Below are 25347 nucleotides of genomic sequence, written 5' to 3'. Positions count from 1 at the left end.
GACACCCCGTACGTCGCCGACCGACGACCTCCCCTCGATGGGGAGTCGTTCGTGGATCGCAACGGTCCGGTCGTCCGACGCGGCCGCGTCATCCGGTGGGTCTTCTCCCGCGATGCCGGCTGCACCGCCGAGATCATCGAGGGTCGCGACCCGGTCGCCCGGCACATCACCGCAGACCGGAACGACGACGCCCGGCCGCCCTCAGGTGAGAGGCGGCCGGGCGTCGTCGGTCGGAGGACCCGGTCAGGTCAGCCGCAGCGGAGCGCCGGGTAGGCGGCGCTCACGGGAGCGGAGGCGCTGCCGACGGTGGCGACCCCCTGGACGGTGCCGGCGGCGACCGAGGCGGCCCGCGTGGTCACGGCCAGCGAGGCGGTCCGGCCCGCATCGATCTGCTGGGTCTTCGCGCCCCACAGGGTGTTCCAGCGGAGGTCGGCGGTCGACGCGGCCTTGTTGACGGTGGTCAGCGTGACCACCACCTTGCCCGCGACGCAGCGAGCCGCTGCAGTGGCGGTGACGGGCACAGCCGGCGCCTTCACGGTGATCGTCGCCGTGACGGTGCGGTTGGCCGAGGCCACCTCCTGCTCCTTCGAGAGCGAGAGGTCGAGCCGGCCGCTCGCGCGGATGTTCACGCCCTTGAACCAGGTGTTGCGGTCCGAATCGAACAGGCCGCCCGCGTTCTGCGGATCGGTCGCCGTGTGCGGGTCCGGGTAGGGGCGGGCGTGGTAGGCGAGGAGCAGGTTGCCCGACTCGTCCTCGACGAACGAGTTGTGCCCGGTGCCGGCCTGCTGGCGCGAGAAGTACTGCGTCTCGTCCGCGCCGAGGCGGCCCAGGTAGGTGTCCTCGGTGTCCAGCACGGGGAACGCGGTCTGCGTCCACGTCGCGGGGTTGAGGAGGTCGGCACTCGCGTCGGCCGTGAGCAGGCCGAGCGAGTAGTACTTGTCGACCGTTCCGCCCGAGTAGGTGAGGTACATGCGTCCTCCCTTGGACACGATGAACGGCGCCTCGACGACGCCCTGGTCGTTGCCCTCGGTGGTGTCGGACGGGGTCGGCGAGCGCTTGCCCGACTCCCACGGCTGGCTCTCGCCGTAGATGCGGGTGACCGCACCGGTGACCAGCGGGACGGTGCCCTTGGGCCCCATCGTCGCCTTGGCGAGGGAGAGCGTGTTGCCGTTGGGCAGGACCCAGTAGCCCTGGGTGGCGCCGTTCTCCTGGCGGTCGATGTAGCTGACGTCGAAGGCCGCGCCCTCGAGGACGACCGGCTCGCCCCACTTCGTCTGGTCGAGGAATCCGCCCTCGGCGATCGAGGCGTCGGTCCCGGTGTAGGGGATCAGGACGGTGTTGTCGCACCAGCCGCCCACAGGCGCGTAGCCCTTGTTCATGCCGGCGACGATCCACCAGGTGCCGTTGATCTTGTGGAACTCCTGCGCCCAGATGTATCCGCCCCAGCCGTAGAAGGTGTTCGGGTACTGGCTCTGGCGACCGGGCGTGCCGGCGTCGGGGTCGATCACGATCTGCTCGGGAGCGGAGTCGAGACCGGCGATGGTCTTCGAGCGCTTGAGGCCGATCTTGCGGTAGCTGGAGCTCTCCTCGATCGGGCCGAGCGAGTCCTGACCGTAGTGCGAGCCCGTGAGGTAGTAGTAGCCGTCGTCCTCGTTGAAGAAGACGTGCGGATCCGCGCGGGCCTCGTTGACCATCGCCTCGGGGTCCTGCTGGACGGAGCCGGTGACCCGGTAGGTCCCGGGACGCGAGGTGTCGACGGCGGTGGTCAGATCGTCCTGCCAGTCGACGTTGAGCGACTTGGTCGAGCCGTCGTTGTACTCCATCACGGCCTGCCCCGGGAGCGCTGCGGCGATCGCAGCGGATCCGGCGCCGGAGTCGACGGAGCCGCTGAGCGACTTCACACCGGTGTTCTTCAGGTCGACGTACTCGCGGTAGAACGTGCTGAACTCGGTCGAGGTCAGCGCCGTCTCGCCGGCCTGGCCCTGGGTGAACCCGGCGGGGAGACCCGAGCCCTGGACACCGGGGACGCGGGCGTCGGCGCGGGTGGTCGCTCCGGGAGCGGTGCCGGAGGCGAGGTCCGTGAACAGCGTCACGCGGCCCTCGGTGGTGAGCAGATCGGTCCAGAACAGCTTGTAGACGCCGAGGGCGGAGTCGAAGACGATCCGCGGGTCGGTCACGACCGAGCCCGGCGCGACCCGGAGGACGCGCTGGTCGCGGAACGTGCGGCCGTCGGCGGAGCTCCAGAGGTAGACGGAGTCCGTGGCGTTGTTCTGCGACGAGACCGCGCCGAGCGAGCCGTCCTTCGAGCGGAACAGCAGCGGCGAGCCCATCTGGGCGTTCGGGCGCTGCGCCTGATCGCCGTCCTTGAGGACGGAGAGGATCGACTGCGAGCGGTTCAGCGGCTCCCAGGTGGTCGCGCCGGCGGGCAGTGCGGCCGTGAAGAGCGAGTCCGCGCGACGGTCGTCGTTGTACGCCAGCGGGTCGTCCTTCACTCCGTTCGTCGTGGTGACGGTCTTGACGGAGGTGGCGATGCGCCCGCCGGGCACGGCGAGGGTGCTGTCCCACGCGTAGGTCTGCCCGGCGACGGCTGCCTGGAGGCGGACGGCGACGGGAGCGGTGAGGCCCGAGAGGTTCACGGCGCCGGTGGAGGAGACGCGCGCGGCGCCGGCGCCGGAGGCGGTCCACGTCACGGTGTTCCCGAGGACCTGCGCGGGCAGGTCGCCGAGCACGGTCGTGGGGACGTCGAGGGCGGCGCGCAGGTCGGTCGCCACGGTGCTGCTCGTCGCGCCCAGCTCGGCCCCGGTCAGGGCGCGGTCGTAGACGCGCAGATTGTCGAGGAGTCCGGTGAAGTACTCCCCGCCGCCCCAGTTGGCCTTGCCGATCTGCAGGACTCCGCCGGTCGATCCGAGGACCGTCGCGAGCGAGGGGCCGGCCGTCGTGACGGCGACGGGCTTCGCGTCGACGTAGAGGCGGGCGGTGCCGGCGCTCAGCACGAGATCGACGTGCTTCCACTCCGTGCTGCTCGGGCCGGTGAGGTTGCCCGAGGAGTCGCGGGCGCCGCTGTTGGCGTACCGCTCGACGGTGATGCCGTTCGTCCTGTCGAGGACGCCGACGTACTTCTCCTGGGCGTAGTCCTGGGTCGCGGCCGAGCGAGCGGCGAAGACCGACCAGCCGACGTTGTCCGCGGCGGCGGGCTTGGAGTCGTACGACAGAGTGACGGAGTCGCGACCCTTCAGCAGCGGCTGCCCGTCGGTCGCAGTGAGGTCGAGCCAGAACGAGGACGACAGCGAGACGGCGCTGCCCTGCCCGGTGCGGCCGGCGACGAGGGTCGGCGTGCCCTTCACGGCGGCGCGGGTCGACCTGTCGGTGAAGGCGCCTCCGCTCGGGGCGGTGTCGAAGGTGAAGTCCGCGAGCAGGCTCTGCGCGGGAGTGGTCGCCGCTGTCGCGGCGACGGCGACCGGCACGGCGGCGCCGGCGGCGAGGGCGATCGTCGCGGATGCGGCGAGGGTGGCGGCGAGCAGGCGCGAGGGCCTGCCTCCGCCCGGGGGTCGTGACGTCATCGTCGACGTGTCCTCTCGGGTTCTGCAGCGAACCGGTGGGCGGACGGGGGATCCCGCCTGCGGTGTGGTCATCGCACGGTACCGGCGATTGTTCACGGTAACAAGGGAGCACGACCATCGGTTGCGAAACTCCCACACCCGTCGGACATCCGGGCGAGCAGAACGCCGAAGCGGGAGGGCCGGCAGCCTCTGCGCCGGCCCCGCCCGGTCAGTGCCCGCGCGCGATCCACTCCTCGCGGTGCGGCGCCTCCGCCCCGATCGTCGTCGAGTCGCCGTGGCCGGTCCGGACCACCGTCTCGGCGGGCAGCGTCAGCAGGCGCTCCGTGATCGAGTCGATGATCGTCGGGAAGTCGCTGTACGAGCGGCCGGTGGCCCCCGGCCCGCCCTGGAAGAGGGTGTCGCCGGTGAACACCGTGCCGAGCGCCTCGGCGACGAAGCAGACGGCGCCGGGGGTGTGGCCCGGGGTGTGCCGCACCTCGAGCTCGACGCCGGCGACGGGCACGATCCGCCCGTCGACCAGACCGCCGCTCGGGGCCGTGCCGGGGTGCACGGCGTCCCACAGCATCCGGTCGGCCTCGTGGAGCAGCACCGGAGCGCCGGTCGCAGCGCGGACTCCCTCGACCGCGTCGAGGTGGTCGTCGTGCCCGTGGGTCAGCAGTACGGCGAGGAGCCGGCGCTCGCCGACGGCCGCGAGGATCGCGTCCGCGTCGTGGGCCGCGTCGATGACGACGCACTCGGAGTCGTCGCCGACGATCCAGACGTTGTTGTCGACGTCCCAGGTGCCGCCGTCGAGGCTGAAGGTGCCGCTCGTGACGAGCTGCTCGATCCGCGCGCCCATCAGAGCACCACCACCGAGCGGAGCACGTCGCCGCCGGCCATCGTGGCGAAGGCCTCCTCGATGTCCTCGATCCCGATCCGCTCGCTCACGAACTCGTCCAGGGGAAGTCGGCCCTGGAGGTAGAGGCCGGTCAGCATCGGGAAGTCCCTCTCCGGCAGGCAGTCGCCGTACCAGCTCGACTTCAGCGAGCCGCCGCGGCCGAAGACGTCGAGCAGGGGGATCTCGAGCGTCATCTCGGGAGTCGGCACCCCGACCAGCACCACGGTCCCGGCGAGGTCGCGGGCGTAGAACGCCTGGCGCCAGGTCTCGGGGCGGCCCACGGCGTCGATGACGACGTCCGCTCCGAAGCCGTTCGTCAGAGCCTGCACCGCCGCGACGACGCCCGCCTCGTCGAGGCCGCTGGAGTCGATGACGTGCGTGGCGCCGAGCTTCTCGGCCGCGACCAGCTTCTTGGGGTCCCGGTCGATCGCGATGACCGTGCCGGCGCCCGCGAGAGCGGCGCCGACCACGGCGGCCGTGCCGACTCCTCCGCAGCCGATGACCGCGACGGAGTCGCCGCGCGTCACGTTCCCGGTGTTCATCGCCGCGCCGAGGCCGGCCATGATCCCGCAGCCGAGCAGGCCCACCGCGGCGGGGTCCGCCTCCGGATCGACCTTCGTGCACTGCTTCGCGTGCACGAGGGTCTTCTCGGCGAAGGCGCCGATCCCGAGGGCGGGGCTGAGCTCGGTGCCGTCCTCCAGGGTCATCCGCTGCGTCGCGTTGAAGGTGTCGAAGCAGTACCAGGGCTCGGCCCGGGTGCAGGCCCGGCACTCGCCGCAGACCGCGCGCCAGTTGAGGACCACGAAGTCGCCGACCGCGACATGGGTGACTCCCTCTCCGATCGCGCTGACCCGTCCGGCCGCCTCGTGACCGAGGAGGAAGGGGAAGTCGTCGCTGATCCCGCCCTCGCGGTAGTGGAAGTCGGTGTGGCAGACACCGCAGGTCTCGATGTCGACCACGGCCTCGCCCGGGCCCGGGTCGGGGACGACGATGTCGACGAGCTCCACGGGAGCGCCCTTCGACCGGGCGATGACGCCGCGCACAGTGGTGGGCATGGGGGCTCCTTCGACGGGGGCGTGCAGGTCCGATCCACAGTAACGACCGCGGGAGGCGGGTGCGCCGGGTGGACGCGGGCGCTCCCGCCCACTCCGGGGCCGGGCCGCCCGCCTCGCGGACCGCGACCCTGACAGTCGGTAGGGTGCGGGCCATGCGCACTCTGTACCCCGAGATCGAGCCCCACGACTCCGGCATGCTCGACGTCGGCGACGGCCACTCGCTCTACTGGGAGGTCTCGGGCAACCCCGAGGGCAAGCCCGTCGTGTTCCTGCACGGCGGCCCCGGGGCCGGCACCTCGCCCGCCCACCGGCGGCTGTTCGACCCCGAGAAGTACCGCATCGTGCTGTTCGACCAGCGCATGTGCGGCCGCTCGACCCCGCACGCCGGCGAGCCGGAGGCCGACCTCTCGACCAACACCACCTGGTACCTCGTCGCCGACATCGAGCGCCTCCGCGAGCACCTCGGCGTCGAGCGCTGGCTCGTGCTCGGCGGCTCCTGGGGCTCGACCCTCGCCCTCGCCTACGCCGAGACCCACCCCGAGCGGGTCAGCGAGATCGTCCTCCGCGGGATCTTCACCCTCCGCCGCGCCGAGCTCGAGTGGTTCTACGAGGGCGGCGCCGCCGCGGTCTACCCGGACCTCTGGGAGGGCTACACCTCCGTCGTCCCGGCCGGCGAGCGGGGCAGCCTCATCGAGGCGTACTACCGCCTGCTCCACGACGCGGACCCCGCCGTGCACGGCCCCGCCGGTGTCGCCTGGACCACCTGGGAGGCGTCGACCATCACCCTCGTGCAGAAGCCGGAGCTGATCGCGGACTGGTCCGATCCCGTCTTCGCGCTCGCCTTCGCCCGCATCGAGAACCACTTCTTCGTGCACAGGGGCTGGTTGGAGGAGGGGCAGCTGATCCGCGACGCCGGCGTCCTCCGCGACATCCCGGCCGTCATCGTGCAGGGCCGCTACGACATGTGCACCCCGGCCTTCACGGCCTGGGACCTGCACCGGGCCTGGCCCGAGGCCGACTTCCGGATGATCGCCGACGCGGGCCACGCCTTCGACGAGCCGGGGATCCTCGACGCGCTGATCGAGGCGACGGACCGCTTCGCGTCCTGACGGCGGGGCGGTCCGCGCCTCGCGGCCGGGATGCCCGGGCGCCCGTGCCTGAGCGTCCCGCGCCCGGTGCCGTCGTGTCCCGGGAGCGGGTCTACCCTGATCAGATGCGCGCGGACGACGCCTCCGGGATGGAGGACTGGCCCACCGGCCGGCTGCTCTCCACCGCCTCCCGGATGGTCGAGCACGCCTGGCACGGCGCCCTCGCCGAGATCGGCCTCACCCACGCCGGCCTGATCGTGCTGCACCTCCTGCAGGCGGGTCCCGTCGCGCAGAAGGAGCTGGCCGCCGCGGCCCACGTCGAGGTGCAGACCATGTCGCGCACCATCGAGCGCCTCGAGCGCGAGGGCCACGTCTCGCGCACCACGGATCCGTCGGACCGCCGCCGGCAGCTCGTCGCGCTCACCGACGTGGGCAGCGAGGCCTGGCGCCGGGCGCACCGCCTCGAGGTCGACATGTTCCCGGGCTCGCTCGAGCACGGCCCCCTGCGCGAGGCGCTGCTCGAGATCATCCGTTCGGCCAGCGAGTCGCGCTGGGGCTGACCGCAAGCCCGAGCGGAGCCCGTCCGCGGAGCGCTAGCTTCGTCGGCATGACCTTCAACGACGACTCCCAGCTCAGCGGCGGCAAGGTCCGCCGTCGCGGCCGCACCACCGGCATCGCCGTCGGCGGGGGCGCGGTGGGCGTGGTCGTGCTCGCGCTGCTCTCGCAGCTGCTCGGCGTGAACCTCTCGGGCCTCGGCGAGGTGTTCGGCGGAGGCGGGTCCTCGCCGGAGGGCGTCACCTCCACCGCGGTGGCCTGCGACAGCGGCGCCGACGCGAACACGCAGGTCGACTGCCGCCTCGAGGGTGCGGCCGAGTCGCTCGACCGCTACTGGGGCGAGCAGACGCCGACCCTCGGAGTCGCCTACACGACCCCGACCGGCGTCGACCTGTTCGAGGACAGCACCACCACCGGCTGCGGGAGCGCGACCGCCGCGGTCGGCCCGTTCTACTGCCCGCCGGACCGGACGATCTACCTCGACACCGACTTCTTCGACGAGCTGCGCACCCGGTTCGACACCTCGGGCGGATCGCTCGCGCAGATGTACATCCTCGCCCACGAGTGGGGCCACCACATCCAGAACCTGACCGGCGCGATGGAGTCGGCGGACCGCTCCGGCACCGGCCCCGAGTCGGACTCGGTGCGCCTCGAGCTGCAGGCCGACTGCTTCGCCGGAGCCTGGGTGGGCGACGCCTCGACGGTGCCCGACGAGACCGGCACGCCCTACCTCAAGCCGGTGACGGCGCAGGAGTACCAGGACGCGCTCGGCGCCGCGGCCGCCGTCGGCGACGACCGCATCCAGGAGCAGGCCACCGGCACCGTCGATCCGGAGGGGTGGACGCACGGCTCGGCCGAGCAGCGCCAGCGCTGGTTCCAGGCCGGCTTCGAGGGCGACGCCACCCGCTGCGACACCTTCGCGGCCGCGCAGCTCTGACCGGACGCCGCTGAGGGCTCCTCGCCGCTGCCTGCGGACCCCCGCGGGTCAGGACACGGAGTCGGCCGGCTCCTCCATGTACCACTCGGTGAATGAGCGCGCCCGCCCGTCGGGGGCGAAGCGGATGACCCAGAGGTTCAGGTAGGTGCGGTCGCCCGGGTAGACGGTGCGCGCCTCCACCACGGCGGTCTCCTCCGTCAGCGCGACCAGGCCCCACGCGAACGTCGGGTCGGCGGGCTCCTCCTCCGCCAGCCACCACTCGACGATCGCGTCGCGCGGAGTGATCGCGTCGCGGTGCGGCGCCGTGAAGTACTCGGCGTCCTCGGTGAACAGTGCGGCCACGTCGGCCGCGTCGTCCGTGGCCCAGGCCTTCTCGTAGCCGGTGATCCAGCTCTCGATGTCGATCATCCGCCCATCCTCGTCCTGCCCGACGCGCGCGGGAAGGAGGAGGAGGGAACAAAGCGGCGGCCCGCGCTGTTGAGCCCCGAGCCGGTCGAAAGCAGAGCCGAGCGATACGATCCCGCCGACGACGGCCCGCCCGCCGCCGCGGTCCGGGTGCGCGTCCGCCGCCGACACGAAGGACAGCCGTGCCCGACTCCGACAGACGCTCCCTGACCCGCTCGCCGGACCCGCGCCTCATCACCGCCGTCCTCGCCTTCGCGGGGATGAGCGCCTCCTTCATGCAGACGCTGGTCGTGCCGATCCAGTCCGAGCTGCCGACGCTGCTCGGCGCCGACCGCACCGAGACCGCGTGGGTGATCACCGCGACGCTGCTCAGCGCCTGCATCCTCACCCCGGTCTCCGGCCGCCTCGGCGACCTCTACGGCAAGCGGCGGATGGCCGTGGCCGCGCTGGTCGTGCTCGTGATCGGCTCGATCGTCTGCGCCTTCGCGGGTGACGTGTGGACGCTGGTCGTGGGCCGGGCTCTCCAGGGCGCAGTGATGGGCGTCATCCCGCTCGGCATCTCGATCCTCCGCGACACACTCCACCGCGACCGGCTCCCCGGCGCGATCGCCCTGGTCAGCGCGACCCTCGGCATCGGCGGCGCGCTCGGCCTGCCGCTCAGCGCCCTCATCGCGCAGAACACCGACTGGCACGTCCTGTTCTGGATGTCCGCTGGCCTCGGTGTCCTCGACATCGTCCTCGTCCTCCTGGTCGTGCCGGTGTCGACGCTGCGCTCGCCCGGCACCTTCGACGTGGTCGGCACGATCGGCCTCGCCCTCGGACTGAGCGGCGTGCTGATCGCCGTCTCGCGCGGCAACGACTCCGGCTGGACGAGCCCCGCGATCCTCGGCTCCGGCCTCGGCGGCATCGCCGTCCTGCTCCTCTGGGGCTGGTACGAGCTGCGGCAGGAGAGCCCGCTCGTCGACCTCCGGGTGGCAGCCCGCCCCGCCGTCCTCTTCACCAACCTCGCCTCGGTGGCGGTCGGCTTCGCGTTCTTCGGCGCCCAGATCACCCTGCCGCAGCGCCTCGAGCTGCCCGCCGCGTCGGGCGTCGGCTTCGGCCTGAGCCTGATCGTGGCGAGCCTCGTGCTCGCGCCCTCGGGCCTGGCGATGATGGCGACGTCCCCTCTCGCCGCCCGCCTCTCGGCGCAGTCCGGGCCGCGGCTCGTGCTGATCGCCGGCTCCGGGCTGATCGCGGTCTCGTACCTGCTGATCCTCCCGTTCGGCGGCGAGGTGTGGCAGATCCTGGTGATCAACGCCCTCATCGGTGTCGGCCTGGGCCTCGCCTACGCCGCGATGCCGACGCTCATCATGCACGCCGTCCCCGCCTCCGAGACCGCCGCCGCGAACGGGCTGAACTCGCTGATGCGCACCCTCGGCACGACGCTCTCCTCCGCCGTGACCGCGGGCGTGCTCGCGCAGCTGACCGTGTCCGTCGGCGACGTGCAGCTGCCGAGCTCGCAGGGCTTCGAGACCACGTTCGTGATCGGCGCGATCGGAGCGCTGGTCGCCGTCGCCCTCGGCCTGCTCATCCCGCGGGCGCCCCGCCCTGAGGCGCGACCCGCTCTGCCCTGACCGGACCGCGCGTCGTCGGCCGCGAGTGCTCCTCGCTGAGGAGACCTGGTCGCGGCCGGCGACGCGCGTCCGCTACTCGTCCTCGAGAAGCATCCGCTCGATCTGCAGCTCGCGCAGCCGCGTCGAGGCCTGCAGGTTCTCGCGCGCGGCGAGCACCAGGCGGCACAGCAGCACCAGCAGCACGATCGCGAGCACCGCGACCGCCGTCACGACGACTCCGTACAGCGCGGTCAGGACTCCCCAGGTCTGGATCATCCCTCGACGCTACGGAGCCGCGCCCGCCCTCGCGTCCCCCGCCCGACGGAGTGCGCAGGGCGAGGCGAGCGGCCCGTGCAGGGGCAGTGGACGCGCAGAGCCCGGCCCGCGACGGCTCAGCCCGCGAACGCCCCGCGGTACGCCCGCGCCGGGTGCGTCGCCGGCAGCTCGTCCGTCCCGAACAGCTTGCGTCGCAGCGTCCCCTCGGCGTACTCGGTCTGCGCGAGGCCCCGCTCCTGGAGCACCGGCATCACCCGATCGACGAACTCCTCGTAGCTGCCGGGCAGGATCCAGTTGACGACGTTGATCCCGTCGATCCCCGCGTCGCGCCAGCCCGCCAGGTGGTCGGCGATCTGCTCGGGAGTGCCGACGACCCGTCCGCGCAGCTTCGCCGAGAGCCGGGCCAGGTCGCGGACGGTCGGCTCGCGGTCGGGGGAGGCGTCCCGGATCCACTGCAGGTGGCTCTGGCCGGCGTAGGTCTCGATCGCCGAGAGCGGCAGGTCGGGGTCGAGCTTCTCGCCCGTCGCCGGGTCGAAGCCGAGGTTCGAGTGCACGAGAAAGGCGTCCGAGGAGAGGTACTCGTCGATCTCGCGCTCGGTGCGGCGCGCCTCCTCCTCCGTGTCGCCGGTGATGAAGGAGAGGCCCAGGTAGAAGGAGGGCGCACCCGCTCCGCGACCGGCCGCCGCGGCGAGGGCCCGCGTGTCCTCGATCAGCTCGCGGGTCTTCTCCGGCGACCCCGAGAACACGAACTGCGCCTCCGCGTTCCGCGCGGCGAAGCGCCGGCCCGCGGGGGAGGAGCCGGCCTGGAAGAGCACGGGCGTGCGCTGGGGCGACGGAGCCGAGAGGTGCGGCCCCTGCACGCGGTAGCGCTTCCCGACGTGGTCGATGCGGTGGATGCGCGCCGGGTCGGCGAAGGAGCCGCTCTTGTCGCGCAGGAGCGCGCCGTCGTCCCACGAGCCCTCCCACAGCTTGTAGACCACGTCGAGGTACTCCTGCGCCCAGGCGTAGCGCTCGTCGTGCTCCTCGAGCCGGTCGTAGCCGAAGTTGCGGGCCGCGCCGTCGAGGGCGCTGGTGACGATGTTCCAGGCGATCCGCCCCTTCGAGAGGTGGTCGAGGGTCGAGACCTTCCGGGCGAAGTCGAACGGATGCGACTGCAGCACCGAGCTCGTGAACGCGAAGCCGAGGTGCTCGGTGCTCACCGCCAGGGCCGAGAGCAGCACGGACGGGTCGTTGCTGGGCAGCTGCAGCCCCTCGCGGGCGTTGACGTCCCAGTCGCCGTCCGCCGGACCGTAGAGCCCCGCCACGTCGGCGAAGAACATCGCGTCGAAGCGGCCGCGCTCCAGCGTCCGGGCGAGGTCGATCCAGAGCTGCACGTCGTCGAACTCGTGCTGCCGGGCGTCGGGGTGGCGCCAGAGGCCGTGCTGGATGTGGGAGGCGGTGTTCATGACGAACGCGCAGAAGCGCAGCGGGCGGGGCTCGGTGATCACGCTCCCAGGCTAGGCCGGGTGCCTCCCACCGGTCTCGAACGACTCCGCGCGTAGGGTGTCCGACTGTGGAATCCCGCATCCCCGAACCCGCGCACGCCGTCCCTCCGCTGACGGACGCCGTCGCCGAGGCGCTCGACGCCACCACCGTCGCCGAGATCCGCGCACTGCGCGACGACTTCGCGCGCTTCATGCTCCAGTACAAGTTCGGGATGGACGAGATCGTCACGAAGGCGTCGATCCTGCAGGAGGAGTTCCGCGAGTTGCAGGAGTACAACCCGATCGAGCACGTCACGAGCCGGCTCAAGTCGGCCGACAGCCTGATCGAGAAGATCGAGCGCAAGGGCTGCGAGACGACCTTCGAGGGCATCGCCGACGCGATCACCGACATCGCCGGCGTGCGGATCACCTGCAGCTTCGTCTCGGACGTCTACCGCGTCTTCGACCTGCTCACCTCGCAGTCCGACGTGACGGTGCTCGAGGTGAAGGACTACATCGCCGAGCCGAAGGAGAACGGCTACAAGAGCCTGCACGCGATCGTCGAAGTGCCGGTGTTCCTCTCCGGCGGATCGGTCGACGTCTGCGTCGAGGTGCAGTTCCGGACCATCGCGATGGACTTCTGGGCGAGCCTGGAGCACAAGATCTACTACAAGTACGACCGCCAGGTCCCGCAGGAGCTCCTCGACGGCCTCGCCGACGCGGCCCGCACCGCTGCCACCCTCGACGCCGACATGGAGCGCCTCCACCGCCAGGTCCGCGGCCCGCTGCCCGGGGCGCGCACCTACGACGTCTGACGGGCCGCCCCACGCCGCCGATCGGGCCGCTCCGACTCCTGCCGATCGAGCAGCCCGCGCAGCGGGCGTCTCGAGATCCCCCCTTACGGAGTCAGCAGCGGCAGCAGCGCCAGCAGCAGCACCGCGGAGCCGTTCAGCGTCGCGTGCGAGACGATCGCCGCTCCGAGCCGCCCGGTGATCGTCGCGATCCAGCCGTGCGCGAGTCCCGCGGTGACCGTCGTCACGCCGAGCGTCACGATCGTCGCCGGGTTCACCATCTGGTGCCCGTGCAGCAGGGCGAAGACCGCCGTGGACGCCAGGATGCTGAACACCATCGCCCAGACCCGGCGGCCGCGGGTGGGCGGCGCCGACTCCGCGGAGCCCCGGAGCATCCGGTTCCGCACCGCGCGCATCACGACGCCGCGGCAGAGGACCTCCTCGACCAGCGGCGCGACGACGACGGGGATGAGGACCGAGCTCAGCACGAACCACAGCGGGTCGGGGTCGATGTCGAGGTTCCCCTGCGCGTCCTGGAGGAGCGGAGCGAACGCGGCGAGCACGAACAGGATCACGACGCGCACCGCGATGCCGAGCCCGATCCCGATGGGCACGTCGATCCAGCGGAACCGCAGCCCGAAGTCGGCCGCCATCGTGCCCAGCCCGCGCAGCCGAGACGCCGCGAACGGGACGATCAGCGCGACGAGGTAGCTCGCGAGCGCCCCCGCGAAGGCGAGTCCGGCGGAGTAGGGGAGCACGCCGAACCCGAACAGCAGGATGAGCACGGCCAGCGGCAGGACGATCCCGACGATCGTGAGCACGGCGGTCGGCAGGCCCCAGCGGACCCGAGGATCGGGCAGGTAGAGGAGGGAGGAGTAGGGCGCCTGGACCGAGGGGAGAGGCTCGGCCGGCCACGAGGGCGCCGCAGCGGAGTCGGGCGCGAGCGTCGCGGGATCGGGCGGCGGGAAGGCGTCGGGTTGCATGGCCGGGCCAGCCTACGCAGACCGCCTGGACGGGATCCGGGCTGCCGTCACTGCTCGGCGCGGTCCGGATCGGCAGGACGGGCGCACGTAGCGGATCGCGGCGGCGGGGACCTCCGGGTACGAAGAAACCCCCGCCATGTAGAAGCTAGGCGAGGGTTCCAGTGGCTCCGACGGGCGTCGATCCCGTGACCTCACGATTTTCAGTCGTGCGCTCTACCAACTGAGCTACAGAGCCGTTGCGACGTGATGTCGCTGGAGAGGTGATCTCCTGAAAAAGGCCCTTCCTCTCGGAAGGGCCTCTTTGCGACCCTGACGGGACTTGAACCCGCGACCTCCGCCGTGACAGGGCGGCACGCTAACCAACTGCGCTACAGGGCCTCGTTGCGAAGACAAGCATACTGCCTTCGAGGCTGTTCTATTTTCACGCCCCGACCCTCTCGAGCCGATGCACTTTCCGGTGGTGCTGGTACTTCTGGTGGTGCTGGTAGTACCGACCCATCCGTGACCCCAACGGGATTCGAACCCGTGCTGCCGCCGTGAAAGGGCGGTGTCCTAGGCCACTAAACGATGGGGCCGGAGACTCGCGGGGCGACCCTGCGGCCGACCCCCCATGACTACCGACACGCAAGCATAGGGGGCCGCGGCGCAGGATGCAAAATCGACGGTTCCGCAGGCGGCGTGCACCCCGTCCGGGGTTGACCCGGGTCTAGGAGATCGGGCAGGGCCGCGGTTAGGGTGGGGCGGAATCGCTCTTCCCCCCACCCGCGCGCCGGAGCCGCACCGCCGCGGAGGGAGGGCCCCCTATCCCCGAGGTCCCATGCCCCACTCCCTGCGCCGTCCGCGTTCCGCTCGCCTCCCCGGCGCGCCGCGACTCGGGCGACTCCGAGGTGCTGCCCTGGCCTCCGCCGTCGTCGCGCTCGTCGCCGGCCTGCTCGTCGCCACTCCCGCCCAGGCGGTCGAGTACCCGTCGTGGGCCGACGTCGAGGCGGCGAAGGGCGACACCGCCGCCGCGGCCGCTCAGGTCGACCGGATCACGTCCCTGATCGGCGACCTCCAGAGCGAGGTCGCCTCCGCTCAGCAGCTCGCGCAGCAGCGCGGCGACGAGCACTTCGCCGCTCAGCAGGCGTTCGACGAGGCCTCGGACCAGTCGAAGAAGCTCGAGGACCGGGCCGCCGCCAGCGCCGAGGAGGCCGACAAGGCCTCGCAGCAGGCGGGCCTGCTCGCCGCGCAGCTCTACCGCAGCACCGGCACCGACCTGTCCGTCAACATCTTCCTCGACCAGAAGGCCGGCCAGGCCGACCAGCTGCTGTCGAAGATCGGGAGCATGACCAAGCTGGTCGAGCGCTCCTCCGCGATCTACGAGCAGGCCAGCACCGCCCGGAACACCGCGTCGTCCCTCGCCGACCAGGCCGAGGTCGCGCAGACGGAGCGCGAGCGCCTCCGCGTCGCCGCCGAGCAGAAGCTGGCCGAGGCGACCGCCGCTCAGGAGGCGTCCGAGGCCGCGCTCGCCGAGCAGCAGGAGCAGAGCGTCGTGCTCGAGCAGCAGCTCGCCGCGCTCCGCGACACCGAGTCGAAGACCGTGGCCGAGTACGAGGCCGGCGTCGCCGCCCGCGAGGCCGAGCGCCTCCGGAAGCTCGCCGAGGAGGAGGCCGCCCGTCAGGCCGCCGCCCAGGCCGAGGCCGCGCGCCGCGAGGCCGCTCGGGCCGCAGCCGCATCCAGCGGCGGCAGCGGTGGCGGTGGCGGGTACGTCGCCCCCTCGGGCGGCGGCGGCTCCAGCGCCGTCAGCGACTCCGGCTGGGTCCGCCCTGCCGGAGGCCGCATCACCGGCACCTTCGGCCCGCGCGACAGCATCTCGACCGGCGGAGGGTCCTCCGGCTCGTACCACCGCGGCACCGACCTCGCGGGCGGCTGCGGCATCCCGATCTTCGCGGCGCACAGCGGCACCGTCTCCTACGCGGGCCCCAACGGCACCTACGGCAACTGGGTGCTGATCGACCACGGCAGCGGCATCAGCACCGGCTACGCCCACATCATGTCCGGCGGGATCTACGTCCGCGTCGGCCAGCAGGTCCAGGCGGGCGAGCAGATCGCCGCCGTCGGCTCGACCGGCGCCTCCACCGGCTGCCACCTGCACTTCGAGACCCGCGTCAACGGCTCCGCCGTCGACGCCCAACCTTTCATGGCCCAACGAGGAGTCACCCTTGGCTGACGCACAGACGACCGCACGCACCTTCACCCCGGCACCCCGGGAGCGCGCCTGGAAGGGCCGCCTCCCGCTCGTCATCTCCGCCGCCTTCGCGGTCACGGCGGTCACCGCGTCCCTCGGCATCACCCCGGCCCTCGCCGACGACGCGAAGTACCCCTCGTGGGACGACGTGCAGAACGCGAAGAAGGACGAGGCGAGCAAGCAGGCCGAGATCGACTCGATCACCGGCCTCATCGCGAGCCTGCAGACCGCGGTCGACGAGAAGTCGATCGCCGCGATGAAGAAGGCCGAGGCCTGGCGCCAGGCCAAGGAGGCGCTCGACGCCGCTGCGAAGGCCGTCGCCGACCTCGAGGAGAAGGCGACCACCGCCTCCGCCAAGGCCCAGACCTCGAAGATGCGCGCCGGCCTGCTGGCCGCGCACCTCTCTCGCGCCGCCGGCGGTGACCTCTCCGCCAGCCTCGTGGCCAAGGGCAAGGACGCGGGCGACCTGCTCTACCAGCTCGGCGCGATGTCGCAGCTCTCGGAGCAGTCGCAGAAGGTCTACGCCGACGCCCTCGCCGACAAGCAGAACGCGGAGTCGCTCGGCGACCAGGCCGACCGCGCCGTCACCGAGCACCAGGCGCTCTCGGACGAGGCGGACGCCGCCCGCAAGGACGCCGACGCCGCCGCCGAGTCGGCCCGCGCGTCGCTCTCGGCGCAGGAGGAGAAGTCGCAGGAGCTGGTCGCCCAGCTCGCGCTGCTGAAGGACTCCTCGGTCGAGGCCGAGACCCAGTACCTCGCGGGCGAGCAGAAGCGCCAGGCCGACGAGGCCGCCGCTCAGGCGCAGGCCGAGGCGGAGGCCGCCGCTCAGGCGCAGTCCACCGCCCGCTCCGCCCAGCAGCAGTCCTCGGCGCAGGCCGACACCGCCGCCCCGTCGCGTCAGACCGCGTCCCTCCCGCAGCCCGCCGCTCCGCAGCCCGCCGCTCCGCAGCCCGCGCAGCAGCAGCCCGCTCCTGCTCCGGCCCAGCCCGCTGCTCAGCCGGTCGCCCAGCCGGCGGCTCAGCCGCTCCCGCAGCCGGTGACCGCTCCGGTCCTGGTGCCGACCAGCGGCGCCGTCGAGAACGCGATCTCGTACGCGATGGCTCAGCTCGGCGAGGAGTACGTCCTCGGCGGCATGGGCCCGGACCAGTGGGACTGCTCGGGTCTCACCAAGGCCTCGTACGCGTCCTCGGGCATCTACATCGGCACCCACTCGGCGACGAACCAGTACAACACCATGGCCGGCGCCGGCAAGCTCGTCCCCTACAGCCAGCGCCAGCGCGGCGACCTGATCTTCTGGGGCGGCGGCGGGGACTACTACCACGTGGCCATCTACCTCGGGAACAACCAGATCATCGAGGCCGCCGACTACGGCAAGCCCGTGCGCATCTGGAACACCTGGGGCACGCCCGCCGGCATGGTCGGCCGCCCGGCCGCCTGAGCCGCGGCCGCACCGCGCAACGAGAGAACCCCCTCCTGTCGAGACGACGGGAGGGGGTTCCTTCGTCGGTGCGAGGGGTCAGTGACCCTCTTCGGCCAGCTTCTTGATGCCGTCCTGGACGATCTGCTCCGCCTCGGCGGCGTCGCCCCAGGCGTCGACCTTGACCCACTTGCCGGGCTCGAGGTCCTTGTAGCGCTCGAAGAAGTGCTTGATCTCGTTCTTCGTCTGCTCCGGGACGTCGCCGATGTCCTGGATGTGCTGCCAGCGCGGGTCCTTCGCGGGGACCACGATCACCTTCGCGTCGGAGCCGGCCTCGTCGCTCATGTTGAGCACGCCGACCGGGCGGACGGAGACGCCCACGCCCGGGAAGACGGGGTACTCGAGCAGCACCAGCGCGTCGACGGGGTCGCCGTCGAGGCCGAGGGTGTTCTCGAAGTACCCGTAGTCCGTCGGGTAGACGAAGGAGGTGAAGAGCACGCGGTCGAGGTAGACGCGACCGGTCTCGTGGTCGACCTCGTACTTGTTGCGGCTCCCCTTGGGGATCTCGACGACGACGTCGTATGCGGCCATGCTCTCTCCTTGAGTCGGTGGCGCCGTGAGCGGCGCATCGGCGGACGGATCGGCCTCCGGAACGCTCGCGCGGGTGCGCGCGCGGGAGGGGCGGATCGCTGGCATTACGTTACTTGATGTGCCCGATCGCCCCCGCCTGACCCCCGCCGTCGCCGATCTGCGGCGGGCGGTGCGCGAGAGCCTCGACGGGCTCGACCCCGGAGCGCTCGTGCTGGTCGCGCTGAGCGGGGGAGCGGACTCGCTCGCGCTCGCGGCGGCGGTCGCCTTCGAGGCCCCGCGGGGCGGGAGGCGGGCCGGCGCGGTGATCGTCGACCACGGGCTGCAGGAGGCGTCGGCGGAGGTCGCGCGGCGGGCCGCGGAGCAGGCGCACGCGCTGGGGCTCGCGCCGGTGCTGCGCGAGGTGGTGACGGTGTCCGCCGAGGGCGGTCCGGAGGCGGCCGCCCGCAGCGCGCGCTACCGCGCCTTCGACGACGCGCTGACCGCGACGGGCGCCGCCGCGATCCTCCTGGGCCACACCCTCGACGACCAGGCCGAGACGGTGCTGCTGGGGCTCGCCCGCGGAGCCGGTGCGGCCTCGCTGCACGGGATGGCGCCGGTCAGCGGACCGCTGCGGCGGCCGATTCTCGGCCTGCGCCGCGAGACGACCCGCCTCGCCTGCGCCGACCAGGGGCTCGTGCCGTGGGACGACCCGCACAACGACGACCCCCGCTACTCGCGGGTCCGGGTGCGGAACCGCGTGCTGCCCGTGCTGGAGGACGAGCTCGGGCCGGGAGTGGCACAGGCTCTGGCGCGCACGGCCGAGCAGCTGCGGGAGGACGGGGACGCGCTCGACGCGCTCGCCCTCGACTGGGCGCTCGAGCTGGTGGGCCAGGACGAGGCGGGGCACGTCACGGTCGACGCGCGCGGGCTCGCCGCGGACCCGCCGGCGCTGCGGCAGCGGATCATCCGCCTGGTCGTGGCGAACGAGTTCGGAGTCGCGCTCTCGCGCTCGCAGACGCTGGCGGTCGCCGCGCTGGTCACCGACTGGCACGGCCAGAAGGGCGTCGACCTCCCCGGCGTCCTCGCCACCCGCCGTGGCGCCACCCTCGTCTTCGCACCCGCGGCACCCTGACCCCGTCCCCGCGACGCCGGTCCCCGCGAGACGCCCGACCCCTCCCCGCGAGATGCCGCTCCGGCACGCGACTCGCCGACGGGGGTGTACCGGAGCGGACATTCGCGGAGGGGAGACGGGGGCCGGTCACCCGTAGAGTGGCCGGGTGGAAGCAGCCGACATCGCCGACGACATCACCGAGGTCCTCTACACCGAGGCCGAGATCCACGAGCGGATCCGCGCCCTGGCCCGCGCCATCGAGCGCGACTACGCGGGCGAGAACCTGCTCATCGTCGGGGTGCTTCGCGGCGCCGTGATGGTGATGGCCGATCTGGCCCGCGAGCTCAAGCTCGACATCGTCATGGACTGGATGGCCGTCTCGTCCTACGGGAGCGGCACCAAGTCGTCCGGCGTGGTGCGGATCCTGAAGGACCTCGACTCCGACATCACGAACCGCAAGGTGCTGATCGTCGAGGACATCATCGACTCCGGCCTCACGCTCTCGTGGCTGCAGGGCAACCTCCGCAGCCGCGGCGCCGAGTCCGTCGAGATCTGCGCGCTGTTCCGCAAGCCCGCGGCCGCCAAGGTCGAGGTCGACGTGGCCTATGTCGGCTTCGACATCCCGAACGAGTTCGTGATCGGCTACGGGCTCGACTACGCCGAGCGCTACCGCAACCTGCGCGATGTCGCCGTCCTCGCCCCGCACGTCTACGAGTAGCGCCGCGGACACCGCGCAGGAGAGCCTCGAGCGGCTCTTCGCGGTGCCGTTGCTGGGCTACCACATGAGCTACCCGACCTCTCTGCGGGCCGACTTCGAGTTCAACTACTGGTGGCTCGCGCACGCGATCGACGCGGCCGTCGACGCCTTCGAGCGCACGGGCGACGAGGCGCACCTGGAGCGGGCCCGGCGGATCCATCGCGCGATCCGCCTCCGCAACGGCGGGCGCCTGGTCAACGGCTACTTCGACGACATGATGTGGCTCGGCGGCGCGCTCGCCCGCCTCGGGGAGGCCTCGGGCGACCCGCGCTTCCTCGACCGGGCCGACCGCCTGTGGCGCTTCGCCGTCGCGAAGGGCTGGAACCTCCGCCACGGGGCGAGCCTCGCCTGGCGCCGCCGGCAGCTGGACTACAAGAACGCGCCCGCGAACGGCCCGTTCGCGATCCTCGGCGCGCGCCTGGAGCGGCTGCGGCCCGACGGCCGGGAGGAGCTCTCGCGCGCCGCCCTCGACTGGATGCACGTGCGCCTCCGCGACGACGACACCGGCTTCGTCGCCGACGGCATCGGCCGCGAGGGCGGCTCCGCGCGCGACGACTGGGCCTTCAGCTACAACCACGCCGTCTACATCGGCGCGGCGCTCGCCCTGCACCGCCTGCGGCCCGACCCTCGTCTGGTCGCCCACGCCTCCCGCACGGCCGAGGACCTGCTGGACCGGCTCGCCCCCGACGGCGTCTTCGTCGACCAGGGCTCGGGGGACGGCGCCCTGTTCGGCGGCATCGCCTACCGGCACCTCGTCGACCTCGCCACGACGAGCGGAGTCGCGCCCGCGGTGGCCGCCCGCCTCCGCGGCTTCGTCGCCGGCAGCGTCGCCGCGCTGCAGAGCTCGAGCGTCCGCCGCGGCGTGCTGCTGGCCGGGCCCCGCTGGGACGCGCCTCCGTCGCTGCCCGCCACGCTCTCGGCCGAGATCGGCGCCGTGCTCGCCCTGGAGGCGTCAGCGCGACTGGACCGGTCGCCGGTGCCGTCAGACTGACGGGGTGAAGGCACCCGAGAAGCGCACCGTCGCCGTCGTGATCAACCCGAGCAAGTTCGACGACGTCGGCGCCGCGGAGGACCTGGTCGCGACGATCGCGCGCCGCCACGGCTGGAACGAGCCGCTCTGGTTCGAGACCAGCCCGGGCGACTCCGGTGCCGCCGCGGCCCGCGCCGCGCTCGAGGCGGGCCCGGACCTGGTCTGCTCGATGGGAGGCGACGGCACCGTCCGCGCCGTCGCCACGGTGCTGCGCGGGACCGGCGTCCCCTACGGCCTGCTGCCCAGCGGCACCGGCAACCTCCTCGCGCGGAACCTCGGGATCCCGCTCGGCTCGCTGCCCGAGGCGGTGGAGATCGCCCTGCTCGGGCAGGACCGCGCCATCGACGTGGGCACGGCCGCGTTCGACGACGGCGAGGAGCGGGTGTTCATGGTGATGGGCGGGGTGGGCCTGGACGCCGAGATCATGGACAAGACGGACGAGGAGCTGAAGAAGCGGGTGGGCTGGGGCGCCTACTTCGCGGCGGGGGCGCCGGCGATGTTCAAGGCCGGATTCGAGGTGACCCTCACGATCGACGGCGCGGAGGAGCCTCCGCAGCGCTGCTTCATGGTGCTGGCCTGCAACTGCAGCTCGGTGGTGGCGAACATCGAGCTGGCCGCGGGCGCGGTGCTCGACGACGGAGACCTGGAGCTGGTGCTGCTGCGTCGGCGCTTCGGCCTCGCGCTGGATGTCGCGACCGGCAACCGCAACGGGCTCGCCTCCCTCCGGCAGTGGCCCGGCCGCGAGTTCTCGTTCGAGCTCGACCAGCCGGTGCTCGCCGAGCTGGACGGGGATCCGGTCGGCCGCACCCGCTCCGGGCGCTTCGGCGTGGATCCGGGCGCCCTCCTCGTGCGCCTGCCGGTGCCGACGCCGCGGAGCCCGGGACTGACTCCGCACGACTCGGTGATCGTCGACACGTCCGCCATCGCGACGCTGCTCCCGGAGCCGCCCTCCTCCTGATGCTTGCGCGCTCTTCTTTACGGTTGTAAGTTATCTGACGGACGTAAAGAAGGCGCTCCTCGCGCCGGGAAGAAGGACCCCGTGACCGATCCGCGGCTCACCCGCTCGCGCGAGCTCCTGCTCACCGCGATCACGAGTGCCCTCGACCGCCCGGGCGACGACCAGCCCTCCATCACGGAGCTCTGCGGCGCCGCGGGCGTCAGCCGCCCCACGTTCTACCAGCACTTCGGGGATGTGCCGTCACTGATCGAGGCCGCCGCGGTGGAGCGGATGCACGCGCTGTTCGGCGACGTCGCTCCCGGCACCGCCCCCGCCGACTGGGAGGGCGCGGTCCCCCGCATCGTCCGCGGGCTCCTCGAGGGCCTGCTCGTGCACGCCGACTTCTACCGCCGCGTGCTGAGCGGAGGCACGGCCCGCGCCGTGCAGGAGTCGGTCGTCGCGTTCCTCGCGCAGCGGCTCCTCGCCTTCTCGCCCCTCGCCGAGCGCGGATCGGGCGGCGGCGACCACGCACGCGTCGAGCGCTTCGCCGTCCTCCTCGCCGCCGGCACCACCTGGCTTGTCGTCGGCTGGCTCCTCGACGGCGACGCCCGCCGTCCCGCGGCCTCGGCCTCCGCCGACATCGCCGAGCTCCTCGTCACCGGAGTCGCCTCGCCGCGGCTCGCCGCCCTGCACTCCACGAAGTAGAAGGACCATGACCACCTCCCCGCTCCGCCGCGCCCTGCGCGCCGTGAACCCGCGCCTCGTCGTCGTCTTCGCCGCGATCGCGCTCATCCCGCTGATCTACGCGGGACTGCTGACCTCGGCCAACCTCGATCCCACGCACCACCTCGACACGGTGCCCGCCGCGATCGTCAACGAGGACACCGGCGCGACCGCCTCGGACGGCTCCGCGCTCGCCCTCGGCGACGATCTGACCGAGCAGCTCACCACCGACACGTCCGGCTCGGACTTCGCCTGGACGGCGACCGGTGCCGACGAGGCGTCCCGCGAGCTCGCCTCCGGCGACGTCCTCGCCGTCCTGACGGTGCCGGCCGGCTTCTCGGCCGACGTCGCCTCGGTCGGCGGCGACGACCCCGCCGCGGCCGTGCAGGCGAAGCTGTCGATCGAGACGAACGACGCGGCCAACCTGATCGTCGGCAACATCGCCTCCACCATCGGCACCACCGTGACGAAGACGCTGGAGGAGAAGGTCGGCGCGACCTACCTCGAGAACGTCTACCTCGGCTTCACCGACGTGCACTCGAGCCTCGAGCAGGCGGCCGACGGCGCCGCTCAGCTGGCGGACGGCGCCGGGACCGCCGCGTCCGGCTCCTCCGAGCTGGTCGTCGGGCTCGCGCAGCTGCAGGACGGCACCGCGCAGCTGGCGACCGGCGCCGACTCCCTCCGCTCGGGCGCGGGGAGCGCGGCCTCCGGAGCGTCCGACCTCTCGTCGGGACTCCAGCGGATCGCGAGCGGGACCGGGCAGCTGCCCGACCAGGCGGCGGCGCTCGACACGGGAGCCCGCACGGTCGCCGACGGCGCCCAGCAGCTCGACGGCGGAGCGGCGTCGCTCGCCTCGGGCGCCACCGACCTCGCCGCGGGGACGTCGACCCTGAAGGACGGCGCGGCCTCGGCGGCGTCCGGCGCCGAGGCGCTGGCCACCGGGTCCGCCTCCCTCTCCGACGGAGCGGGGAAGGCCCTCGCAGGAGCCCAGCAGCTCGCGACCGGCGCGGGAGCGCTCGCGACCGCCACTCCGCAACTCGCCACCGGGGCGACCGGCGTCGACTCCGGCCTCGCCTCCCTGCTCTCGCGGTACGACTCGCTGTCCGACGCCCAGCGCGTGGCCGAACTGACCGCCCTCGAGCAGGGTGCGGCCGCTCTCGCGGGCGGAGCCGCCTCGGCGGACGCGGGCGCGCAGACGCTCGCCTCCGGTGCGACCGCGCTCGTCGGCGACGACGGCAGCGGACTGACGGCGCTCGCCGCCGGTGCCGCCACGGTCTCGGGCGGAGCCGCCGACCTCGCGACCGGCACCGCCGCTCTGTCCACCGGGGCGACCTCCGCCGCAGACGGCGCCCAGAAGCTGCAGACCGGTGCGCAGGCCCTCGCCCAGGGAGCTGCGACCCTCGACGGCGGAGCCGCGCAGGTCGCCGGCGGAGTGGACACCCTCTCCGGCGCGGTCGGCCCGCTCACCAGCGGCATCGCCTCTGCGGCCGCCGGCGCCTCCGACCTCGCCTCCGGGACGGCCGCCCTCGCGACGGGCGCCTCGGACCTCGCGGACGGCGCCGAGACCGCCGCGACCGGCTCGGCCGACGCGGCCACCGGTTCGCAGGACCTCGCCGACGGGATCGACTCCCTCGCCTCCGGATCGCGCACCCTCGACACGAAGCTCTCGGACGGCGCGGACGACGTGCCCACCTACACCGGCGAGCAGGCGCAGGAGCTCAGCACCGTCGCGGCCGCCCCGGTCGGGATCGACGCCGAGCGGATGAACCGCGTGCCGTCCTACGGCTACGGCCTCGCCCCCTACTTCATGGCCCTCGCGCTCTGGGTCGGCGCGCTGGCCTTCTACCTGATGAGCGCCCCGCTCAGCTCCCGCCTCCTCGCCGCGCGCCGTCCCGCCTGGGTCATCGCACTGCGCAGCTACCTGCCCGGCGCGCTGATGGCGGTCGCCCAGGGCGTCCTGGCCGCGCTCGTCATCCGCTTCGGAGTGGGCGTCGAGGCGTCGAACCTGCTCGGGCTGATCGGGATCGCCGTGCTCACGAGCCTCACCTTCGTGGCGATCAACCAGGCGCTGATCGCGCTGCTGGACGCTCCGGGCCGGTTCCTGGCGCTGCTGATGATCGTGCTGCAGCTGTCCTCGGCCGGAGGCACCTACCCGGTCGAGACCGCGCCCGCCTTCTTCCAGGCCATCCACGGGGTGCTGCCGCTGACCTGGACGGTGGAGGCGTTCCGCTCGCTGATCGCCGGCGGCAGCATCGGAGTCGCGCACGCGGTCCTGGTGCTCGTGCTCTGGCTGGTCGGGGCGCTCGCCGTGACCGTGCTGGCCGCCGCCCGCCGCCGCCGTGGCCTCGTGCCCGCCCTCCGCGACCCGGAGCCCCTCCTCGAGTCGGCCTGACCCGGCCGGGCGGTCCCGGTCCGTCCGCGCCTGCTGCCCCTTCTCGCGGCGGCCCCGCTCGGACACCTTCGCCCCCTCCTAGACCGCAGTAGTCGTCGCTGTCGAGCTCGAGTGCGACAACTCCTGCGTTCTCGCGGCGCGCCCCGCTCGGACACCTTCGCCTCCTTCTCGAGACCGCCGTAGTCGTCGCTGTCGAGCTCGAGTGCGACAACTCCTGCGCTCTCGCGGCGCGTCCCGCTCGGACACCTTCGCCCTCCCGAGACCGCAGTAGTCGTCGCTGTCGAGCTCGAGTGCGACAACTCCTGCGCTCTCGCGGCGCGCCCCGCTCGGACACCCTCGCCCTCCCGAGACCGCAGTAGTCGTCGCTGTCGAGCTCGAGTGCGACAACTCCTGCGCTCTCACGGCGCGTCCCCACCGCCGAAGCGCCGATCCCCGCGACCTCCACCCGCAAGGCAGAGGACGCGGACCGGGAAACGCGTGCCAGCGTTTCCCGGCAGTCCGACGCACCCCGCTCTGCGAAACGCACCATCTCGCGAAGCCGACCGCGCGCGGGGATGCGGCCCGCCGCATCCCCGCCAGACCACACAGCCCGCGGCGGTTC

At 72.8% G+C, this 25347-nt stretch carries 21 protein-coding genes and 3 tRNA genes; 13 read left to right on the top strand and 11 right to left on the bottom strand.

Annotation, left to right across the window (positions count from 1 at the left end; genetic code table 11):
* Window positions 1–248: 248 nt before the first annotated feature.
* The 3 genes from C5C44_RS02900 to C5C44_RS02890 all read right to left on the bottom strand — a co-directional run bounded on the left by C5C44_RS02900 (window position 249) and on the right by C5C44_RS02890 (window position 5492).
* The gene (locus tag C5C44_RS02900; protein ID WP_104261158.1) at window positions 249–3560 is read right to left on the bottom strand and encodes a family 43 glycosylhydrolase; all 3312 of its coding nucleotides are present in this window, start codon (window positions 3558–3560) and stop codon (window positions 249–251) included.
* 208 nt (window positions 3561–3768) lie between these two features.
* Window positions 3769–4398, bottom strand: coding sequence for an MBL fold metallo-hydrolase (locus C5C44_RS02895; RefSeq protein ID WP_104226022.1), 630 nt, complete (start codon window positions 4396–4398; stop codon window positions 3769–3771).
* The gene (locus C5C44_RS02890) at window positions 4398–5492 is read right to left on the bottom strand and encodes an S-(hydroxymethyl)mycothiol dehydrogenase (protein ID WP_104226021.1); all 1095 of its coding nucleotides are present in this window, start codon (window positions 5490–5492) and stop codon (window positions 4398–4400) included. The genes C5C44_RS02895 and C5C44_RS02890 overlap by 1 nt, the downstream gene beginning before the upstream one ends.
* 152 nt (window positions 5493–5644) lie before the next feature.
* Here C5C44_RS02890 and pip point away from each other — a divergent pair, with 152 nt between their 5' ends.
* The 3 genes from pip to C5C44_RS02875 all read left to right on the top strand — a co-directional run bounded on the left by pip (window position 5645) and on the right by C5C44_RS02875 (window position 8072).
* Entirely contained in the window at window positions 5645–6601 is a 957-nt protein-coding gene (pip, locus tag C5C44_RS02885; RefSeq protein ID WP_104224398.1) for a prolyl aminopeptidase, read from the top strand.
* Between the two features lie 104 nt (window positions 6602–6705).
* Window positions 6706–7140, top strand: coding sequence for a MarR family winged helix-turn-helix transcriptional regulator (locus C5C44_RS02880; protein WP_104247849.1), 435 nt, complete (start codon window positions 6706–6708; stop codon window positions 7138–7140).
* A gap of 47 nt (window positions 7141–7187) precedes the next feature.
* Complete coding sequence (locus tag C5C44_RS02875; protein WP_104335247.1) at window positions 7188–8072, top strand: neutral zinc metallopeptidase; 885 nt, start codon at window positions 7188–7190, stop codon at window positions 8070–8072.
* Window positions 8073–8120: 48 nt separating this feature from the next.
* Here the strand turns inward: C5C44_RS02875 and C5C44_RS02870 are convergent, their stop codons facing one another.
* Complete coding sequence (locus C5C44_RS02870; RefSeq protein ID WP_104249695.1) at window positions 8121–8480, bottom strand: nuclear transport factor 2 family protein; 360 nt, start codon at window positions 8478–8480, stop codon at window positions 8121–8123.
* 179 nt (window positions 8481–8659) lie between these two features.
* Here C5C44_RS02870 and C5C44_RS02865 point away from each other — a divergent pair, with 179 nt between their 5' ends.
* The gene (locus C5C44_RS02865; RefSeq protein ID WP_244230520.1) at window positions 8660–10090 is read left to right on the top strand and encodes an MFS transporter; all 1431 of its coding nucleotides are present in this window, start codon (window positions 8660–8662) and stop codon (window positions 10088–10090) included.
* A gap of 72 nt (window positions 10091–10162) precedes the next feature.
* Here the strand turns inward: C5C44_RS02865 and C5C44_RS02860 are convergent, their stop codons facing one another.
* Both C5C44_RS02860 and C5C44_RS02855 read right to left on the bottom strand, forming a co-directional pair.
* A complete protein-coding gene (locus C5C44_RS02860) occupies window positions 10163–10345 on the bottom strand; it encodes a hypothetical protein (RefSeq protein ID WP_104224402.1) in 183 nt (60 codons plus the stop codon).
* Between the two features lie 116 nt (window positions 10346–10461).
* Window positions 10462–11790 carry an NtaA/DmoA family FMN-dependent monooxygenase gene (locus C5C44_RS02855; RefSeq protein WP_374953966.1) on the bottom strand — a complete coding sequence of 443 codons (1329 nt, stop codon included), beginning with the start codon at window positions 11788–11790 and terminating at the stop codon, window positions 10462–10464.
* Window positions 11791–12020: 230 nt separating this feature from the next.
* On the opposite strand from C5C44_RS02855, the gene C5C44_RS02850 reads away from it, so the two are divergent.
* On the top strand, window positions 12021–12623 hold the full coding sequence (locus C5C44_RS02850) for a GTP pyrophosphokinase family protein (RefSeq protein ID WP_104335329.1): 603 nt from the start codon (window positions 12021–12023) through the stop codon (window positions 12621–12623).
* An 83-nt stretch (window positions 12624–12706) separates the two neighbouring features.
* Here C5C44_RS02850 and C5C44_RS02845 read toward each other — a convergent pair whose 3' ends face one another.
* From C5C44_RS02845 to C5C44_RS02830, 4 genes are all read right to left on the bottom strand, one after another.
* Window positions 12707–13582 carry a CPBP family intramembrane glutamic endopeptidase gene (locus tag C5C44_RS02845; RefSeq protein ID WP_104262338.1) on the bottom strand — a complete coding sequence of 292 codons (876 nt, stop codon included), beginning with the start codon at window positions 13580–13582 and terminating at the stop codon, window positions 12707–12709.
* A 162-nt stretch (window positions 13583–13744) separates the two neighbouring features.
* Window positions 13745–13817, bottom strand: a tRNA-Phe gene (locus C5C44_RS02840).
* 69 nt (window positions 13818–13886) lie between these two features.
* Window positions 13887–13960: transfer RNA gene (locus C5C44_RS02835), tRNA-Asp, on the bottom strand.
* Window positions 13961–14084: 124 nt separating this feature from the next.
* Window positions 14085–14157, bottom strand: a tRNA-Glu gene (locus C5C44_RS02830).
* Between the two features lie 242 nt (window positions 14158–14399).
* Between C5C44_RS02830 and C5C44_RS02825 the strand changes: the two genes are divergently transcribed.
* Complete coding sequence (locus tag C5C44_RS02825) at window positions 14400–15791, top strand: peptidoglycan DD-metalloendopeptidase family protein (RefSeq protein ID WP_104226018.1); 1392 nt, start codon at window positions 14400–14402, stop codon at window positions 15789–15791.
* Window positions 15784–17247 (top strand): NlpC/P60 family protein, encoded by a 1464-nt coding sequence (locus C5C44_RS02820; protein WP_104335246.1) that lies wholly within the window; start codon window positions 15784–15786, stop codon window positions 17245–17247. Before C5C44_RS02825 ends, C5C44_RS02820 begins: the two co-directional genes overlap by 8 nt.
* A 78-nt stretch (window positions 17248–17325) precedes the next feature.
* Here C5C44_RS02820 and ppa read toward each other — a convergent pair whose 3' ends face one another.
* Window positions 17326–17817: an inorganic diphosphatase gene (gene ppa, locus C5C44_RS02815; protein WP_068255683.1), complete on the bottom strand. Its 492-nt coding sequence runs from the start codon at window positions 17815–17817 to the stop codon at window positions 17326–17328.
* A 118-nt stretch (window positions 17818–17935) separates the two neighbouring features.
* Here ppa and tilS point away from each other — a divergent pair, with 118 nt between their 5' ends.
* From tilS to C5C44_RS02785, 6 genes are all read left to right on the top strand, one after another.
* Window positions 17936–18928 carry a tRNA lysidine(34) synthetase TilS gene (gene tilS / locus C5C44_RS02810; protein WP_104335245.1) on the top strand — a complete coding sequence of 331 codons (993 nt, stop codon included), beginning with the start codon at window positions 17936–17938 and terminating at the stop codon, window positions 18926–18928.
* 145 nt (window positions 18929–19073) lie between these two features.
* A complete protein-coding gene (gene hpt, locus C5C44_RS02805) occupies window positions 19074–19625 on the top strand; it encodes a hypoxanthine phosphoribosyltransferase (protein WP_104238400.1) in 552 nt (183 codons plus the stop codon).
* On the top strand, window positions 19591–20655 hold the full coding sequence (locus C5C44_RS02800; RefSeq protein ID WP_104296198.1) for a glycoside hydrolase family 76 protein: 1065 nt from the start codon (window positions 19591–19593) through the stop codon (window positions 20653–20655). The genes hpt and C5C44_RS02800 overlap by 35 nt, the downstream gene beginning before the upstream one ends.
* A 4-nt stretch (window positions 20656–20659) precedes the next feature.
* Window positions 20660–21652, top strand: coding sequence for a diacylglycerol kinase family protein (locus C5C44_RS02795; protein WP_104234307.1), 993 nt, complete (start codon window positions 20660–20662; stop codon window positions 21650–21652).
* Between the two features lie 81 nt (window positions 21653–21733).
* Entirely contained in the window at window positions 21734–22336 is a 603-nt protein-coding gene (locus C5C44_RS02790) for a TetR/AcrR family transcriptional regulator (protein ID WP_104224106.1), read from the top strand.
* Between the two features lie 7 nt (window positions 22337–22343).
* Window positions 22344–24746, top strand: coding sequence for a YhgE/Pip domain-containing protein (locus tag C5C44_RS02785; protein WP_104335244.1), 2403 nt, complete (start codon window positions 22344–22346; stop codon window positions 24744–24746).
* Window positions 24747–25347 lie beyond the last annotated feature (601 nt).

Origin of the sequence: Rathayibacter sp. AY1F6, assembly GCF_002932035.1 — a bacterium.
Taxonomy (GTDB): Bacteria; Actinomycetota; Actinomycetes; order Actinomycetales; family Microbacteriaceae; genus Rathayibacter.
The sequence above is the reverse complement of the archived record's forward strand: the minus strand, read 5'-3'. Positions and strand labels throughout refer to the sequence as shown.

Coding starts and splice junctions, on each gene's coding strand:
- C5C44_RS02900 (WP_104261158.1), bottom strand. CDS start 3,560: ATGACGTCACGACCCCCGGGCGGAGGCAGGCCCTCGCGCCTGCTCGCC.
- C5C44_RS02895 (WP_104226022.1), bottom strand. CDS start 4,398: ATGGGCGCGCGGATCGAGCAGCTCGTCACGAGCGGCACCTTCAGCCTC.
- C5C44_RS02890 (WP_104226021.1), bottom strand. CDS start 5,492: ATGCCCACCACTGTGCGCGGCGTCATCGCCCGGTCGAAGGGCGCTCCC.
- pip (WP_104224398.1), top strand. CDS start 5,645: ATGCGCACTCTGTACCCCGAGATCGAGCCCCACGACTCCGGCATGCTC.
- C5C44_RS02880 (WP_104247849.1), top strand. CDS start 6,706: ATGCGCGCGGACGACGCCTCCGGGATGGAGGACTGGCCCACCGGCCGG.
- C5C44_RS02875 (WP_104335247.1), top strand. CDS start 7,188: ATGACCTTCAACGACGACTCCCAGCTCAGCGGCGGCAAGGTCCGCCGT.
- C5C44_RS02870 (WP_104249695.1), bottom strand. CDS start 8,480: ATGATCGACATCGAGAGCTGGATCACCGGCTACGAGAAGGCCTGGGCC.
- C5C44_RS02860 (WP_104224402.1), bottom strand. CDS start 10,345: ATGATCCAGACCTGGGGAGTCCTGACCGCGCTGTACGGAGTCGTCGTG.
- C5C44_RS02855 (WP_374953966.1), bottom strand. CDS start 11,790: ATGAACACCGCCTCCCACATCCAGCACGGCCTCTGGCGCCACCCCGAC.
- C5C44_RS02850 (WP_104335329.1), top strand. CDS start 12,021: ATGCTCCAGTACAAGTTCGGGATGGACGAGATCGTCACGAAGGCGTCG.
- C5C44_RS02845 (WP_104262338.1), bottom strand. CDS start 13,582: ATGCAACCCGACGCCTTCCCGCCGCCCGATCCCGCGACGCTCGCGCCC.
- C5C44_RS02825 (WP_104226018.1), top strand. CDS start 14,400: ATGCCCCACTCCCTGCGCCGTCCGCGTTCCGCTCGCCTCCCCGGCGCG.
- ppa (WP_068255683.1), bottom strand. CDS start 17,817: ATGGCCGCATACGACGTCGTCGTCGAGATCCCCAAGGGGAGCCGCAAC.
- C5C44_RS02800 (WP_104296198.1), top strand. CDS start 19,591: ATGTCGCCGTCCTCGCCCCGCACGTCTACGAGTAGCGCCGCGGACACC.
- C5C44_RS02785 (WP_104335244.1), top strand. CDS start 22,344: ATGACCACCTCCCCGCTCCGCCGCGCCCTGCGCGCCGTGAACCCGCGC.